Source organism: Kitasatospora sp. NPDC058032 (assembly GCF_042885845.1).
Classification (GTDB): domain Bacteria; phylum Actinomycetota; class Actinomycetes; order Streptomycetales; family Streptomycetaceae; genus Kitasatospora.
In genome coordinates this window covers 1-14,858 of sequence record NZ_JBHVRK010000007.1, presented here as the reverse complement: position 1 = coordinate 14,858, position 14,858 = coordinate 1, and the positions used below count along the sequence as shown (strand labels likewise).

General features: G+C 72.9%; 10 protein-coding genes. 8 read left to right on the top strand and 2 right to left on the bottom strand.

Annotation, left to right across the window (positions count from 1 at the left end):
- Positions 1-128 precede the first annotated feature (128 nt).
- Both ACFVUH_RS13680 and ACFVUH_RS13675 read right to left on the bottom strand, forming a co-directional pair.
- Positions 129-953, bottom strand: coding sequence for an ABC transporter permease (locus ACFVUH_RS13680; RefSeq protein WP_387913576.1), 825 nt, complete (start codon positions 951-953; stop codon positions 129-131).
- Positions 954-967: 14 nt separating this feature from the next.
- A complete protein-coding gene (locus tag ACFVUH_RS13675; RefSeq protein WP_387913574.1) occupies positions 968-1,930 on the bottom strand; it encodes an ATP-binding cassette domain-containing protein in 963 nt (320 codons plus the stop codon).
- A gap of 131 nt (positions 1,931-2,061) precedes the next feature.
- On the opposite strand from ACFVUH_RS13675, the gene ACFVUH_RS13670 reads away from it, so the two are divergent.
- From ACFVUH_RS13670 to ACFVUH_RS13635, 8 genes are all read left to right on the top strand, one after another.
- A complete protein-coding gene (locus ACFVUH_RS13670; protein ID WP_387913198.1) occupies positions 2,062-2,700 on the top strand; it encodes a PadR family transcriptional regulator in 639 nt (212 codons plus the stop codon).
- A gap of 57 nt (positions 2,701-2,757) precedes the next feature.
- Complete coding sequence (locus ACFVUH_RS13665) at positions 2,758-5,676, top strand: DEAD/DEAH box helicase (protein WP_387913197.1); 2,919 nt, start codon at positions 2,758-2,760, stop codon at positions 5,674-5,676.
- Positions 5,673-7,004 (top strand): hypothetical protein, encoded by a 1,332-nt coding sequence (locus tag ACFVUH_RS13660; RefSeq protein ID WP_387913195.1) that lies wholly within the window; start codon positions 5,673-5,675, stop codon positions 7,002-7,004. The genes ACFVUH_RS13665 and ACFVUH_RS13660 overlap by 4 nt, the downstream gene beginning before the upstream one ends.
- A 411-nt stretch (positions 7,005-7,415) precedes the next feature.
- On the top strand, positions 7,416-8,426 hold the full coding sequence (locus ACFVUH_RS13655) for a hypothetical protein (protein WP_387913193.1): 1,011 nt from the start codon (positions 7,416-7,418) through the stop codon (positions 8,424-8,426).
- Between the two features lie 126 nt (positions 8,427-8,552).
- Positions 8,553-9,617, top strand: coding sequence for a ParB/Srx family N-terminal domain-containing protein (locus tag ACFVUH_RS13650; RefSeq protein ID WP_355366314.1), 1,065 nt, complete (start codon positions 8,553-8,555; stop codon positions 9,615-9,617).
- A gap of 251 nt (positions 9,618-9,868) precedes the next feature.
- A complete protein-coding gene (gene argS / locus ACFVUH_RS13645; protein ID WP_387913192.1) occupies positions 9,869-11,629 on the top strand; it encodes an arginine--tRNA ligase in 1,761 nt (586 codons plus the stop codon).
- Positions 11,630-11,857: 228 nt separating this feature from the next.
- Positions 11,858-13,042, top strand: a complete 1,185-nt coding sequence (locus ACFVUH_RS13640; protein WP_387913191.1) for a cytochrome P450 — start codon at positions 11,858-11,860, stop codon at positions 13,040-13,042.
- A 257-nt stretch (positions 13,043-13,299) separates the two neighbouring features.
- Positions 13,300-14,736 (top strand): aminopeptidase P family protein, encoded by a 1,437-nt coding sequence (locus ACFVUH_RS13635; RefSeq protein WP_387913190.1) that lies wholly within the window; start codon positions 13,300-13,302, stop codon positions 14,734-14,736.
- Positions 14,737-14,858: the final 122 nt, after the last annotated feature.

Genomic DNA, 14,858 nt, shown 5'->3' with positions numbered 1-14,858 from the left:
AAGTCCCCCCCCGAGCGGTATTCTCCGCCCGTATTCTACGGCTGGGTCGTGCGCGCGTTTGGGGGTCGCCCCGGCCCCCCCCCCCCCCCCCGGCCGCCGCCCACGCCCGGGTGCCGCGCCCGCTCCCGCTAGCGGCTCAGGCCCCTGAAGCGGCTCACCGCGAGTGGGAGGAAGGCCGCGACCAGGGCTGTTGGCCACGCCACCGCGAGCAGGTCCGCGTGCGTCGCGGCCCAGGAGTCGCCGGTCGCGCCCGGGTTGCCGAACAGGCCGCGCACCGCCGTGGCCGTCGCCGACATGGGGTTCCACTCCACGACCGCGCCCAGCCAGGACGGCATCGACTCCGGGGAGGCGATGGCGTTCGAGAGGAAGCCGACCGGCCACACCAGGATCTGCACCGCCTGCACCAGCTCCGGCCGGCCCGCGACCATGGCCAGGTGGATGCCGATCCACACCATCGCGAACCGCAGCAGCACCAGCAGTCCCGCCGCCCCCAGGAAGGAGGCGAAACCGCCGTGCCAGCGCCAGCCGATCGCGTAGCCCACCGCGATCATCACGATCAGCCCGACCGTCGACTGCAGCATGTCCGCGACGCTGCGGCCGACCAGGACCGCTCCGGACGCCATCGGCATCGAGCGGAACCGGTCGATGATCCCCTTGCCCAGGTCCTGGGTGACGGAGAGCATCGTGGCCTCCAGGCCGAAGGCCATCGTCATGGTGAGCATGCCGGGCACCAGGTAGTCCTTGAAGTCCCCCTCGACGCCCCGGCCGCCGCCGATCAGGTAACGGAACATCAGCAGCATCATCACCGGGAAGACCAGCCCGACGACCACCTGCACGGGCTGCCGTGCCCAGTGGGCCAGCTCGCGCCTGGTCATCGTCCAGGAGTCGGCGGCGGCCCGGCGCAGGCTCGCGCCCGTGCCGCCGGTGGCCGCCGTACCGTGCGGCGCCTCCATGGTCCGGACCGTGCTCATTCCGCCTCCACCTCCGCCTTCGACAGGTCCGCCGGGTTCGTCAGGTGCAGGAAGACCTCGTCGAGCGTCGGCCGCCGCACCGCGATGTCCTCCGCCACGATTCCGGCCGCCTCCAGGGCCCGCACGGTCTCCGTCAGCGCCGCCATCCGGTCGCCGACCGGGGCGCTGACCAGCCGGCGGTCCTCGTCCACGGTTGCCTCCCCGGGCAACAGCGAGGCCGCCCGGGCCAGTTGGCCGGCGTCGTGCAGGACGACGTCGATCCGGTCGCCGCCCGTCCTGGTCTTCAGCTCGTCCGCCGTGCCCTGGGCGATGACCTTCCCGTGGTCGATCACCGCGATCCGGTCGGCCAGCTGATCGGCCTCCTCCAGGTACTGGGTGGTCAGCAGCACGGTCGTACCGCCGTCGACCAGCGAGCGCACCGCGTTCCACACCTCCGTGCGGCCGCGCGGGTCGAGCCCGGTGGTGGGCTCGTCCAGGAAGAGCACCTGCGGCTCGGAGATGAGGGAGGCCGCCAGGTCGAGGCGCCGCCGCATCCCGCCGCTGTACTGCTTGACGGCCTTCGTTCCGGTGTCGGCCAGCCCGAAGCGGGTGAGCAGCTCCTCGGCCCGGGCGTTCGCGCGGCGCGCGCCCAGGTGATGGAGTCGGCCGAACATCTCCAGGTTCTGCCGGCCGCTCAGCTCCTCGTCGACGGCGGCGTACTGACCCAGCAGTCCGATCCGCGCGCGCACCTCGTCGGCGCGGGTCACGGCGTCGACCCCCGCCACCCGCACCCGGCCCTCGTCGGGGCGCAGCAGGGTGGACATGATGCGGACGGCCGTGGTCTTGCCGGCGCCGTTCGGGCCGAGGATCCCCTGGACGGTTCCGCCGCGGACGGTGAGATCGAGACCGTCGAGCGCCTGCTTGGCGCCGTACCTCTTCCGCAGTCCCTCGACGACGATCGCCGGATCGCGGTCGGTCAAGTGGTCGGTCAAAGCGTTCCCCTCCGCCAGTAATCAAACTTGACTAGCTCGGGGAAGGTAGCCTGTTCCGCATGGCTGGTCAAATTTGATTAGTCTGGGCTCCCACGAGCAGGATGAGGAAGGAGCCGCTCATGTCCGCGATCCGGCTACTGGTTCTCGGCGCGGTCCGTCAGCACGGGCGCGCGCACGGTTACCAGGTGCGCAACGACCTGGAGTACTGGGGAGCCCACGAGTGGTCCACCGCCAAACCGGGCTCGATCTACCACGCGCTCAAGCAGATGGCGAAGCAGGGACTCCTCGTCGCGCACGAGGTCGCCCCGAGCGCCGTCGGCGGCCCACCCCGGGTCGAGTACGAGATCACCGACAAGGGCACCGCGGAGTACCTCGCTCTGCTGCGCGAGGCCCTGACCTCGTACGACCAGAAGCGGGACATGCTCTCGGCCGCCCTCGGGTTCATCGTCGACCTGCCGCGGGCCGAGGCCGTCGCGCTCCTCAAGGAGCGGATCGCCGGACTCGAACGGTGGCGGGCCCAGGTCACCGAGTACTACGTGCCGCAGGACGGTCCCGAACAGTTCGGACACATCGGCGAAATCATGAACATGTGGATGCACTCGGCCGACAGCGAGGCGGAGTGGACCCACAGCCTGATCGGGCGGATCGAGGGCGGCGCCCACACCTTCGCGGGGGAGGGCGAACCGTTCGTGGGGGTGCTCGCGGAGGGCGAGCCGAACCCGTACGCCACCGGGCCGCATCCCGAGGATCCTCACTAGGGGTGTCCACGCGCGGGCGGCGGAAGTTGACTCTACGACGAACCAGGGGCGGAACAGATGGCGTGGATGTCGCGTGAGCAGGCCGAGCTGCTGGCGCAGTGCGCGGTGGCCTTCGAGCCGGGCGATCCGGGGCGCACCGGAAGGCTCGTGTACCGGTACCCCGACGACCCGGCCCTCCCCGGCCCCGCCGCGCGGCCGCTCCTCGGCGAACCCGGCGAAGCCGAACTGGTCACGGCCGACGGCGGCACCCTCGTGGTACGCCGCTGCCCGGTCCTGCGCCTGACCGTCGCCGAGGCACTGCCCGCCCTCACCCTGGCCCGCCGCCTCCACACCGAGGCGGCCGTGGACGGATCCACGGCCGCCACCCCCAGCCCGTCCGCCGCCTACTGGGGCGCCGCCACCGCCCTCGGCCTGCACCTCGTCGCCCGCGAACGGCTGCTCCCCGGCGTCTCCGCCGCCGGCCACGACACCTGGCGCGTCGGCCCGCTCGCCCCGGAGGACGTCCGGCGCATCCGCGAACTGGCCGCGGCGGCACCGCCCGAGGCACTCGCGCTGCCCCTGCCCGTCCCGCCCGGCGGCCCGCTGCTGCTGCCCGACACCACCACCCTGCTCCGCTCCTTCGTCGACGCGGTCGCCGACACCCTGCCGCGCACCGCCGCCGCACCCGCCGCGGCCGGCCGCCCGGCCTTCGCCGCCGTCGAACCCCAGCACGTGCCCCAGCTGCGCGCCTGGGCCGAGCAGATCTCGGCCGGCCTCGACTCGGGCGTACGGCTGGCGCTGCGCCTGGACCTGGTGCCCGCCGGCGAGGGCGAGCGGCCCGCCCCGCGCCTGGTGCCCCGGGTGTCCAGCCTGGCCGACCCCACCCTCGCCGTCGATGCCGACGAGCTGTTCGCCGCGGTCGAGACGGCCGGGTTCGGACCTCGCGCCCGGGCCGACACCGTGCTCGCCGTACGGCGGGCCGCCGATGTCTGGCAGCCCCTCACCCGCCTGCTGCCGGTGCCCTCCGCCCTGGACCTCACCGACCGTGAGGTCCAGGACCTGCTCGGCGACACCGCCGACCGGCTCGCCGCCCACGGTGTCGAGCTGCTCCGGCCCGAGGGCGCCGTCCGCCCCCTCACCACCCGCGCCGTCCTCGGCGGCGAGCGGACCCCGCCCACCGACCTGCGGTCCTTCTTCGGCGGTGACGGCAGGGTCGACCTGCGCTGGCGGCTCGAACTCGACGGGGAGGCCCTCACCGAGCAGGAGACGGCCGAGGTCGCCGCCGCCGCCGTCGCCGACCGGCCGGTGGCCCGGCTGCGCGGGCAGTGGGTGCTCATCGACGCCGACACCGCCCGCAAGGCCCGCGAACGCGACCTCCGACCGCTCACCGCCGTCGAGGCGCTCGCCGTCGCCCTCACCGGGCACACCGAGATCGGCGGCACGCAGGTGCGGGTCGCGTCCAGTGCCTGGCTGCTCGCCCTGCGCCGACGCCTGGCCGAACCCGACGGCGGCACCGAAGCCGTCGAGCAGCCGGACGCGCTCGCGGCCACCCTGCGCGACTACCAGCTGCGCGGCCTGCGCTGGCTGGACCGCCTCACCTCGCTCGGTCTCGGCGGCTGCCTCGCCGACGACATGGGCCTGGGCAAGACCGTCCAGCTGATCGCACTGCACCTGCTGCGCCAGGAGCACCCGGACAGCGCCGGCCCCACCCTCGTCGTCTGCCCCGCCTCGCTGCTGGGCAACTGGCAGCGCGAGGTCGCCCGGTTCGCCCCCGGCACGCCCGTGCGCCGCTACCACGGCCCCGACCGCACCCTGGAGGGCGCCGACTCGGGCTTCGTCCTGACCACCTACGGCACCATGCGCCTGGACGCCGGGCGGCTCGGCGCGCACCGCTGGAGCACGGTCGTCGCCGATGAGGCCCAGCACGTCAAGAACCCGCACTCCGGCACCGCGAAGGCGCTGCGGCTGATCCCCGCCGGCGCCAGGATCGCCCTGACGGGCACCCCGGTCGAGAACAACCTCTCCGAGCTCTGGGCCGTCCTCGACTGGACCACCCCCGGACTCCTCGGCGGCCACGGCCGCTTCCGCAGCCGCTGGATCGCCGCCGTGGAGGCCGAACGCGCCGAACGCGCGGAGTTCGGACCGCCGCCGGGGGAGGAGGGGGAGTACGGCCCCACCGCGCGGCGACTGGCCGAACTGGTCCGGCCGTTCCTGCTCCGCCGCAGGAAGTCGGACCCGGGCATCGCCCCCGAACTCCCGCCGAAGACCGAGACGGACCGCCCGGTCCCCCTCACCCCCGAGCAGCGGACCCTGTACGAGACCCAGGTCCGCGAGGCCATGGCGCGGATCGGGGCCACCGAGGGCATCGCCCGGAGCGGACTGGTGCTCAAGCTGCTCACCGGTCTGAAGCAGATCTGCAACCACCCCGCGCAGTTCCTCAAGGAGGCGGACGGCACCCGGCTGGCCGGCCGGTCCGGCAAGCTGGAACTGCTGGACGAACTGCTGGACACCATCGTCTCCGAGGGCGGAGCGGTCCTGGTGTTCACCCAGTACGTCACCATGGCGCGGCTGTTGGAGGCACACCTGCGCGAACGCGGCGTCCCCACCCTGCTGCTGCACGGCGGCACCCCGGTGCCGCGCCGGGAGGAGATGGTCCGCCGGTTCCAGGACGGCGAGGTGCCCGTCTTCCTGCTGTCCCTCAAGGCCGCCGGGACCGGGCTCAACCTCACCCGCGCCGACCACGTCGTGCACTACGACCGCTGGTGGAACCCGGCGGTGGAGGCCCAGGCCACCGACCGCGCCCACCGCATCGGGCAGACGCGCCCCGTCCAGGTGCACCGGATGATCGCCGAGGGCACCGTCGAGGACCGCATCGCCGCGCTGCTCGAAGCGAAGAAGGGGCTGGCGGACGCCGTCCTGGGCGCCGGGGAGCAGGCGCTGACGCAGCTGAGCAATGACGAGCTGGCCAACCTGGTCGAACTGAGGAGCGCGGGATGAGCGGGGACGGGACGGGCGGGAACGGGACGCTCGGGGACGGGACGGGCGCGCGGGGCTTCCCGGCCTTCGCCGCACGCCGGGGCAGCCGGTCACGCGGCCGGTCCTGGTGGGGCAGGGCCTGGGCGGACGCGCTGGAGGACACCGCCCTGGACGAGGAGACGCTGAAGAAGGGCCGGGCCCACGCGCGGACCGGCCGGCTCGGGCCCATCACGGTCAGTCCCGGGCGCATCTCGACCACCGGCCACGAGGGCGACACCCCGTTCAGGACGGTGCTCACCCTGGAGGAACTCGACGAGGACGCCTGGGACTCGCTCTGGGAGAAGGCCGCCGAACGGCCGGGTGTCATCGAGGAACTGCTCGCCGGTGAACTGCCGCCCGACCTGCTGGAGGCCGCCGAGGACGCCCGGATCCGGCTGCTGCCCGGCTACGGCGACCTGGAGGCGGAGTGCGACTGCGACGCGTTCGCCCACCCCTGCGAGCACGCGGCGGCGCTCGGCTACCAGGTGTCCTGGCTGCTGGACGAGGACGCCGCGCTGCTGCTCCTGCTGCGGGGGCGCGGCGTGCGGGAGGCGCGGGAGGAAGCCCGGGCCGCCCTGCTGGTGCAGGCGATCGTCGGCGGTGTCGGGAACGAGGACGCCGACGTGACGGAGGCCGGTGCGGCGAACGCCGACGACGTGACGGCGGAAGCGCGGGCCGACGCGGCGCAACTGCCGGACGGCACGCCCGCCGAGGAGGTGTTCGGCCGCGAGCCGGCGGCGCTGCCCGAGCTGCCGCCGCTGCCCGGGCCGCCCGTCCGGCAGGACGCCTCCCCGGGCGGCGTCGGGGCCGACCCGCTGGAGCAGCTGGTCGCGGACGCGGCCGTGCGCGCCCGTGAGCTGCTGGCCTTCACCCACGGCTTCACCGCCGAGCCGCCCGCGCCGCTCGACCTCTGGCGGGACAGCGTACGGATCGCGGCCACCCGCCCCGAGCCGCGGGTGCTGGCCCGGGTGCGGGAGGCCTGCGGCCGTCCGGAGCGACTGGACCGGGCGGCCGAGGCGTGGCGGCTGGGCGGGAGAGCCGGGCTGGCCGCGCTGGAGGAGGCCTGGACGCCGCCCTCGCAGGACACCGCCCGGGCGAGCGCCGCGCTCACCGCGGGCTGGGATCAGGGCGAACTGCCCGAGCTCGAAGTGACGGAGAACCGCTGGACGTTGGTCGGCAGTGGGCGCCAGCTCCGCTACGGCCGGGACGGCCGCTGGTACCCCTACCGGCAGCGGGACGGTCAGTGGTGGCCGATCGCCGCCCCGCAGCACGACCCGGCCGAGGCCCTCGCCGAGCTCCTCGACGGCTGAACCGTAGGGAAGGGCATCCCGAGCGCCGGTCCGACGGTTCGTCGGACCGGCGCGCGCATTGCGGGCGCACAACCCCAACACACCCGGCAGTAAAGGAACATGCCGGGCATTCACTCGTCCGGCCTATTGGGCTGATGGTTCGGGCCCGATACATTTTCCGTACCGGGACGTTCGGAACAGGCGCATTCGCCCTCCCGGTACCACAGGACCGACTCACCGATCTGTCCGGCGGCCGTCAACGAGGCCGCCGATGAGGACCTGCCGCCTCTTGCGGCGGTCCGAAGGGGCGCCCTTCCCGGGAAGACCGGAACACCGCACCGACGCACCCGGGTCCGTCCGCCGTACGGCACACCCCGTACGCCCCGTTCGCCCAGCACACGCCCGGCACGCACCGTCCACTCGGGAGGAACCGTGAACGCCGCCGCCAACTGGAACGACATCCTGGTCCGGGACAACTTCCAGGACGTCGGACAGACCCCCACCGCCGACCCCGTCTGGGAGTCCCCGGACATCATCCCCTTCGGCAGCGACATCCTCGACTTCCCCCTGCTGGCGTCGAGTTACAACGGCCCCGACCTCGGAATCAGCCACCCCATCGTGTACGGGAGGCTCAACCGCATCTACGTCCGGGGGAAGAACCTGAGGACCGGCTGCCCGACCTCCGGCAACGTCAGGCTCTACTACGCCCCCGGGGGACTGCTGCTGGACCCGCGGGCGTGGACCCCGATCAACGCCGAGGGCGGCGGCACCACCGTGCCGTTCACCGTCCGCGGCGGCTCCCGGGAGATCCCTCCCGGACAGATCTGCGTCAGCAGGTCCGCCTTCGTCTGGCCGAGCCAGAATCCGCCGGGTCACTACTGCACGATCACCACCGTGGACACGCCCGCCCACCCGATGTCCGCCACCCTGCCCACGTTCGGCTCGCTCGTCGACTACCTGAACTGGGTCAGGTACAACCCCAACGTCGGCTGGCGCAACATCGACGTCATCCCGTGTCAGCAGACCAGTTACGTCCTCTCCGAGCTGGCCGTCTGCAACCTGAACAACACCCCGACGCGATTCGTCTTCGGGGTTTCCGGCACCGACCTGCCCGGCGGTACCGCGACCTTCTCCAACACCGACCAGCAGGCCCCGTTCAGCCTGACGGCGCAGATCTACTCGCCCGGCACCGACGAGGGGTACACGCGCTCCGTCCTGCTGCCCGCCAACTACTCCGGCACGGTCACGGTCGTGCTCCGGTTCGACCAGCCGCTCCCGTGCGACGCCCGGATCGTGCTGCGGGCCTACAACCCGGTGACCACCAACGCCGGACCGCTCGAACGGCGACTCGCCGTCCCCCTCACCGGCGTGCCCGGGCTCCAGGACGCCCTGTTCCTCGAACTCGGCGCGTACACCTTCGTCGCGGCCGAGAGCAGCCCGTGACACGCGCGCGCCGGCGGCAGCGCGATCGTTGACCGGGGTTCTCCTGGACGTCGCGGTCAGGAGACCCGGTGTTGGCCGGGCGCTGCCACGCTCACGGGCCTGTCCGCCCCTGATGCGAGGAGTGCCATGCGTTCCATCCCCCCGTCCCGCCGTACCGCGGCCCTCGGAGCCGTCGTCGTCGCGGTGGTCGTATCGGCGCCGACCGCGTACGCCGCTCCCGGCGCGCCGGGCACCCGGCCCCCGCTGTGCGGGCACGACAACCGCTCCACGCCGTTCGCGCCGTACCTGTGCGCCGAGCCCGGTGAGCTGCTCGACGTCCGCATCGGCGACGTGCACCCCACCCAGCCCGCGCTGGGCTATGACGAGGTGTACTACAAGCTCGGCCGCTACACCCTCGGCAAGGACGCGATCAACAAGAAGTTCGGCGACTGGTGCGAGGCCGACGGCCGCGTCGACGTGGCGACGGCCCAGCCCGGTGCCCGCCTGGACGACCCGTCCTCCTTCACCTGCAAGCTCCCCGTCGGCGCCGAGACGGCCGACAGCGTCGCGGCCATGAAGACGGTCGTCATCGGCCCGCACGGCGAGCCGTTCCTCACCGACGGGCACCACACCCTCACCTCCTTCTACGAGACCCCGGACGGCGGCGCGGACCTGCACGTCCGGCTGCGGGTGCTGGCCAACTACAGCAACCTCACCCGCCAGGCCTTCTGGGACCGGATGCAGGCCAACAAGTGGGTCTACCTGCGCGGCCCCGAGGGCGACCAGGTCAAGGTCAACAAGCTGCCGACCGGTGTCGGCCTGGCCAACTTCAGCGACGACAAGTACCGCAGCCTGCTCTACTTCGGCCGCGACATCGGCTACACCCAGAACTCGCTGCCGTTCCAGGAGTTCTACTGGGGCAGCTGGGTCCGGGACGCCAAGCCGGTCGACCTGTCCGGCTGGGACCGCAACGACCTCGGCAGCTACCTGGCCACCGTCAAGAGCCTGACCCAGACGATGACCGCGCTGCCCAGGGCCACCGTCGTCAACAGCGGCTTCACCGCCGCCGACCTCGGCGCGCTCGACCAGTGGAACGCCGGCAAGCCGGCCACCAAGGGCGAGTTCGACAAGCTGAGCAAGCCGTACTCCGAGGCCAAGCCCGGCAAGCTCGCCTACGCGCTGGAGTACAAGCGGGTCAACGGCCTGGGCTGACCGGGCCCGGCGCCCGACCCCGGGCCCTGCCGAAGCGGACCGGCCACCCACGGCCGGTCCGCTTCGCGCCGCCGTTCGCCTGCCCCGGTCCCGCGGCGTCGCGGCGGAGATAATTCGAGCTCTTCGCCGTAGCGGACATGGAATGATCGGCAACACGGCGTCCACCGGCTCGACGGTCCGACGGTGCGGCGCTGTGCGACGCCTGCGGCTCTTCCGCAGATCCGCCTCCTACGGAAGTGGTCCCCCTCTCCATGCCTACGGTCCTCTCCATCGCCGACACGCTGCACCGGTGCTTCGCACAGGCGATCTCCACCGCGTTCCCCGACGCCACGGACAGCGACCCCCAGCTGCGACGAAGCGACCGCGCCGACTTCCAGGCGAACGGCATACTCGGCCTGGCCAAGCCGCTGCGGGCCAACCCCCGCGAGGTCGCCGCCCGCGTGCTGGAGAAGCTCGACGCCGACCAGGTGATCGCGAAGCTGGAGGTCTCCGGGCCCGGCTTCGTCAACGTCACCGTCACCGACGCCGCCATCCTCGACCGGCTGGCCGCCCGCGCGGCCGATGCCCGGCTCGGTGTCGGCGGCAACGCCGCGGCCGGCGTCACGGTGATCGACTACAGCCAGCCGAACATCGCCAAGGAGATGCACGTCGGCCACCTGCGCTCCACGATCATCGGGGACGCGCTCGTGCGCGCCCTGGAGTTCAGCGGCGAGAAGGTCGTCCGACGCAACCACCTCGGCGACTGGGGCACCCAGTTCGGCATGCTCATCCAGTACCTCGTCGAGCACCCCGCCGAACTCGACGAGGGCACCGAGCCGGACGGCTCCGGCCCGTCGATGTCCCGGCTCAACCGCCTCTACAAGGCGTCGCGCGCCGAGTTCGACGGCGACGCCGACTTCGCCGACCGGGCCCGTCGGCGCGTCGTCGAGCTCCAGGCCGGCGACGCCGACACCGTCGCGTCCTGGCAGGGCATGGTCGACGAGTCGAAGGTCTACTTCGAAGCCGTCTACGCCCGCCTCGGCGTCCTCCTCGAGGACGCGGACGCCGTCGGCGAGAGCCACTACAACCCGATGCTCGCCGAGGTGTGCGCCGACCTCGAAGCCTCCGGCGTCGCCGTCCGCTCGGACGGAGCCCTCTGCGTCTTCTTCGACGAGATCAAGGGCCCCGACGGCGAACCGACCCCGCTCATCGTCCAGAAGAGCGACGGCGGCTACGGCTACGCCACCACCGACCTCGCCGCGATCCGCGACCGCGTCGGCGCGCTCGGCGCCGACCAGCTGCTCTACGTCGTCGACAGCCGCCAGGCCCTGCACTTCCGGATGGTCTTCGAGACCGCCCGCCGCGCCGGCTGGCTCCCCGACGGCGTCCGCGCCCGGCACCTCGGCTTCGGCACCGTCCTCGGCAAGGACGGCAAGCCCTTCAAGACCCGCTCCGGCGAGACCGTCCGCCTCATGGACCTCCTCGACGAGGCCGTCGACCGGGCCCGCACCGTCGTCGCCGAGAAGAGCCCCCGGCTCGCCGCCGAGGAACTCGAGGACCGGGCGAAGCAGGTCGGCGTCGGCGCGGTCAAGTACGCCGACCTCTCGACCTCCCGCACCCGCGACTACATCTTCGACGCCGACCGCATGGTCTCCCTCAACGGAGACACCGGCACCTACCTCCAGTACGCCTACGCCCGCATCCGGTCCATCCTGCGCAAGGCCCCCGAGGCCGTCACCCCGGCCGCCCACCGGGACGTGGCCCTGGAGCCCGCCGAACGCGCCCTCGGCCTGCTCCTCGACGAATTCGGCGCCACCGTCGACCTCGTCACCGAGACCTTCGAGCCCCACCGCCTCTGCGCCTACCTGCACGGCCTCGCGGCGGCGTACACCACCTTCTACGAGCACTGCCCCGTCCTCAAGGCCCCCGGCCGCGAGGTCATGGAGACCCGGCTGCTGCTCTGCGAACTCACCGGCCGGACCCTCCGCCAGGGCATGGACCTCCTCGGCATCGGGACGCCCGAGCGGCTGTAGCTCCGGGCCCGACCCCTGCCGTCCACCGGCTGGTGGACGGCAGGGGCGGGGCTACCGAATTCGCGCCACCGGCGGGGGCCGGGGGCAGGGGGCGGCTCCGGCTCGCGGGAGGAGGCGCGTGCGAGGGCGCCGCGCTCCTGCGCGCTGCCACGGGATCGGGTCCGGAACGCGCGGCGGTGCGGGTACCTGGGTATCGGGAGGGGACACCGGGTGATCACAGGAGGTCCCATGAGCGAGCTGGAAGTGCCGCCGATCTCGATCTTCTACCGTCGCGACGGGCTCGACCCGGGCCCGGCGCTGGGGGAGGTCCAACGCGGGGACGCGGTCCGGCGGGTCCGGGACTTCTGGCTGCACCGGGTCGGTGAGTACTGGCTGGTCACCCGGCACACCGATGTGCGGCGGGTGCTGGCCGACCAGGAGACGTTCGCGATGTACGACCCCGAGCGCAGTCCGGTCCTGCCGGACGAGCTGCTCAACATGGACCCGCCGGAGCACACCCGGCTGCGCCACGTCCTGACGCCGGAGTTCACCGGGAGGCGGATCCGCGCACTGGAGCCGATGATCCGCACCCTGGCCGGCGAGCTGATCGACGCCATGGAGTCGCGGGGTTCCGCGGCGGACCTGATGGACGACTTCGCGCTGCCGCTGCCGCTCGGGGTGATCTGCGGGATGCTCGGCGTCCCCGACCCCGACCAGGGGGCGTTCCACCGCTGGTCCCGCACCACGCTGGACCTCGGACTCCCCATCGAGGAGCGGCTCGCGGCCGGCCGGGAGTCGCGCGCGTACACGGCCTCCCTGGTGGCGGAGAAGCGGCGCAGCCCGGACGACGGGATGATCGGCATGCTCGTCCGGGAGCACGGTGACGCGGTGTCGGACTCCGAACTGGTCGGTGTCTGCGAGCTGTTGCTGCTGGCCGGCCACGTCACCGTGTCCAATACGATCGGCCTGGGCGTGCTCGCCCTGCTGTCGCACCCGGAACAGGCCGACCGGCTGCGCAACGCCGCCGAGGGCGATCCGGTGATCGACGGCGCCGTGGAGGAACTGCTGCGGTACCTGGCGGTGTCCAGTACCGCTCTGGCCCGGACGGCACGGCGGGACACCGAGATCGGCGGCGTGCCGATCAAGGCCGGTGACCAGGTGGTCTGTCAGCTGCCGGTGGCCAACCGCGACCCGGTGCTCGGCGCCGGCATGGACCTCCTGGACATCGAACGCAAACCCGTGTCGCACGTGACCTTCGGGCACGGTCCGCACCGCTGCCTCGGCTCGACCCTGGCCCGCGCCGAACTGCGGATCGCGCTGCCCGCGCTCCTGCGGCGGCTGCCCGCTCTCGCGCTCGCGTGCCCGGTCGAGGAGGTGCCCTACCGGGTCAACAACGAGGTCTACGGCCTCCACGCCCTACCCGTCACCTGGTGACCCGTGACCGGTGACCGGTGACGTCGGTCCCGAAGCGCCCGACGCCGGGGAGCGTGCGGGATCGCTGACGAACGCCTGACACGGCGCGGTGTTCCGAGGCACGACGAGGCGCCAGGGTTCGCCCCTGGCGCCTCGGGCATGCCCGACCCCCTTCTCCTCGGCCCGTGTTCGATATACGGTACAAAACGCTTGTTACGTACCCGGCGGATCGGCGCGACGGCGCGCCGTGTCGCCCCACCCTCCCTGGAGAGTCCGCAGTGACCGAGCCCACCGAGCCCATCAAGTACCGGAAGAACGGCCTCACCCGCGGGGTGAGCGAGGAACTCGCCGAGAACATGAAGCAGGGCTGGGCCGATACCGAGCGCCACGGTCTGGAGCCGATAGCGCAGGCCCCGTACACGGAGCGCCGGCGCGCCGCGCTGTCCGCCGCCTTTCCGGGCGAGCTGCTGGTGGTCCCCTCCGGCAACCCCAAGGTGCGGTCCAACGACGCCGACTACCCGTTCCGTCCGTCCTCCGACTACGCCTACCTGACCGGCGACCACAGCCAGGACGGCGTGCTGGTGCTGGAGCCCACCGGGGAGAGCGGCCACCGCGCCGTGGTCTACCTGCGCGGCCGGTCCCGGATCGACAACGGCGAGTTCTGGCTGGACGGCCACGGCGAGCTGTGGGACGGCCGCCGCGACAGCCTGACCGAGAGCGAGCAACTGCTCGGCCTGCCCGGCCGGGACGTGCGCACCGTCCACGCCGACCTGGGCGCGGCCACCGGTCCGGTCCGGGTGCTGCGCGGCCACGACGCGGGCGTGGAGAAGGCCCTGCGGGACAGGGTCACGGCCGAGCGGGACGCGGAGTTCGAGGTCTTCCTGTCCGGGCTTCGCCTGGTCAAGGACGCGTGGGAGATCGCCGAGATGCGCTTCGCCTGCGCGGCGACCGCCCGCGGCTTCGAGGACGTGGTGCGCGTGCTCGCCGCCGACGCCGAGACGGCCGAGCGGCTGATCGAGGGCACCTTCTTCCTCCGGGCCCGGATCGAGGGCAACGACGTCGGCTACAGCACCATCGCCGCGGCCGGTCCGCACGCCACCACCCTGCACTGGGTCCGCAACACCGGCCGGGCCCGCCCGGGCGATCTGCTGCTGCTGGACGCCGGCGTGGAGACCAACCAGCTGTACACCGCCGACGTGACCCGCACCCTGCCGGTCTCCGGCCGCTTCACCGACATCCAGCGGAAGGTCTACGACGCCGTGTACGCGGCGCAGGAGGCGGGCATCGCGGCGGTGAAGCCCGGCGCGAACTTCCGCGACTTCCACCACGCCGCCCAGCGCGAGCTCGCCGAACACCTCGCCTCCTGGGGCCTGTTCGGCGACCTCGCCGCCGACAAGGCCTACGAGCTGGGACTGCACCGCCGCTTCACCCTGGCCGGCACCGGCCACATGCTGGGCCTCGACGTGCACGACTGCGCCCACTCCCGCACCGAGGAGCACGTCGACGGCCTGCTGAAGCCGGGCATGGTCCTCACGGTGGAGCCGGGCCTCTACTTCCAGGAGAACGACCTGACGGTGCCGCGGGAGTACCGCGGCATCGGCGTGCGGATCGAGGACGACCTCCTGGTCACCGAGGACGGCAGCGAGAACCTCTCGATCGGCCTCCCCCGCCGCTCCGACGAGGTCGAGGCCTGGCTGGCCGACCTGCGCGGCTGACGCGGGGGAGCGGCCCTCGTCCCGGTCGCCGACGGCGACCGGGACGAGGGCCCGTCCGACCGAAGGGGGTCAGACCTCCAGGTCCGCCTCGATCCTGGTGAGCTGGTGGCGGGCCATCGCCA

Bases quoted from the DNA above. Each gene is read 5' to 3' on its own strand.
- ACFVUH_RS13680 (WP_387913576.1), bottom strand. From the start codon at position 953: ATGGAGGCGCCGCACGGTACGGCGGCCACCGGCGGCACGGGCGCGAGC.
- ACFVUH_RS13670 (WP_387913198.1), top strand. From the start codon at position 2,062: ATGTCCGCGATCCGGCTACTGGTTCTCGGCGCGGTCCGTCAGCACGGG.
- ACFVUH_RS13665 (WP_387913197.1), top strand. From the start codon at position 2,758: ATGGCGTGGATGTCGCGTGAGCAGGCCGAGCTGCTGGCGCAGTGCGCG.
- ACFVUH_RS13660 (WP_387913195.1), top strand. From the start codon at position 5,673: ATGAGCGGGGACGGGACGGGCGGGAACGGGACGCTCGGGGACGGGACG.
- ACFVUH_RS13650 (WP_355366314.1), top strand. From the start codon at position 8,553: ATGCGTTCCATCCCCCCGTCCCGCCGTACCGCGGCCCTCGGAGCCGTC.
- argS (WP_387913192.1), top strand. From the start codon at position 9,869: ATGCCTACGGTCCTCTCCATCGCCGACACGCTGCACCGGTGCTTCGCA.
- ACFVUH_RS13640 (WP_387913191.1), top strand. From the start codon at position 11,858: ATGAGCGAGCTGGAAGTGCCGCCGATCTCGATCTTCTACCGTCGCGAC.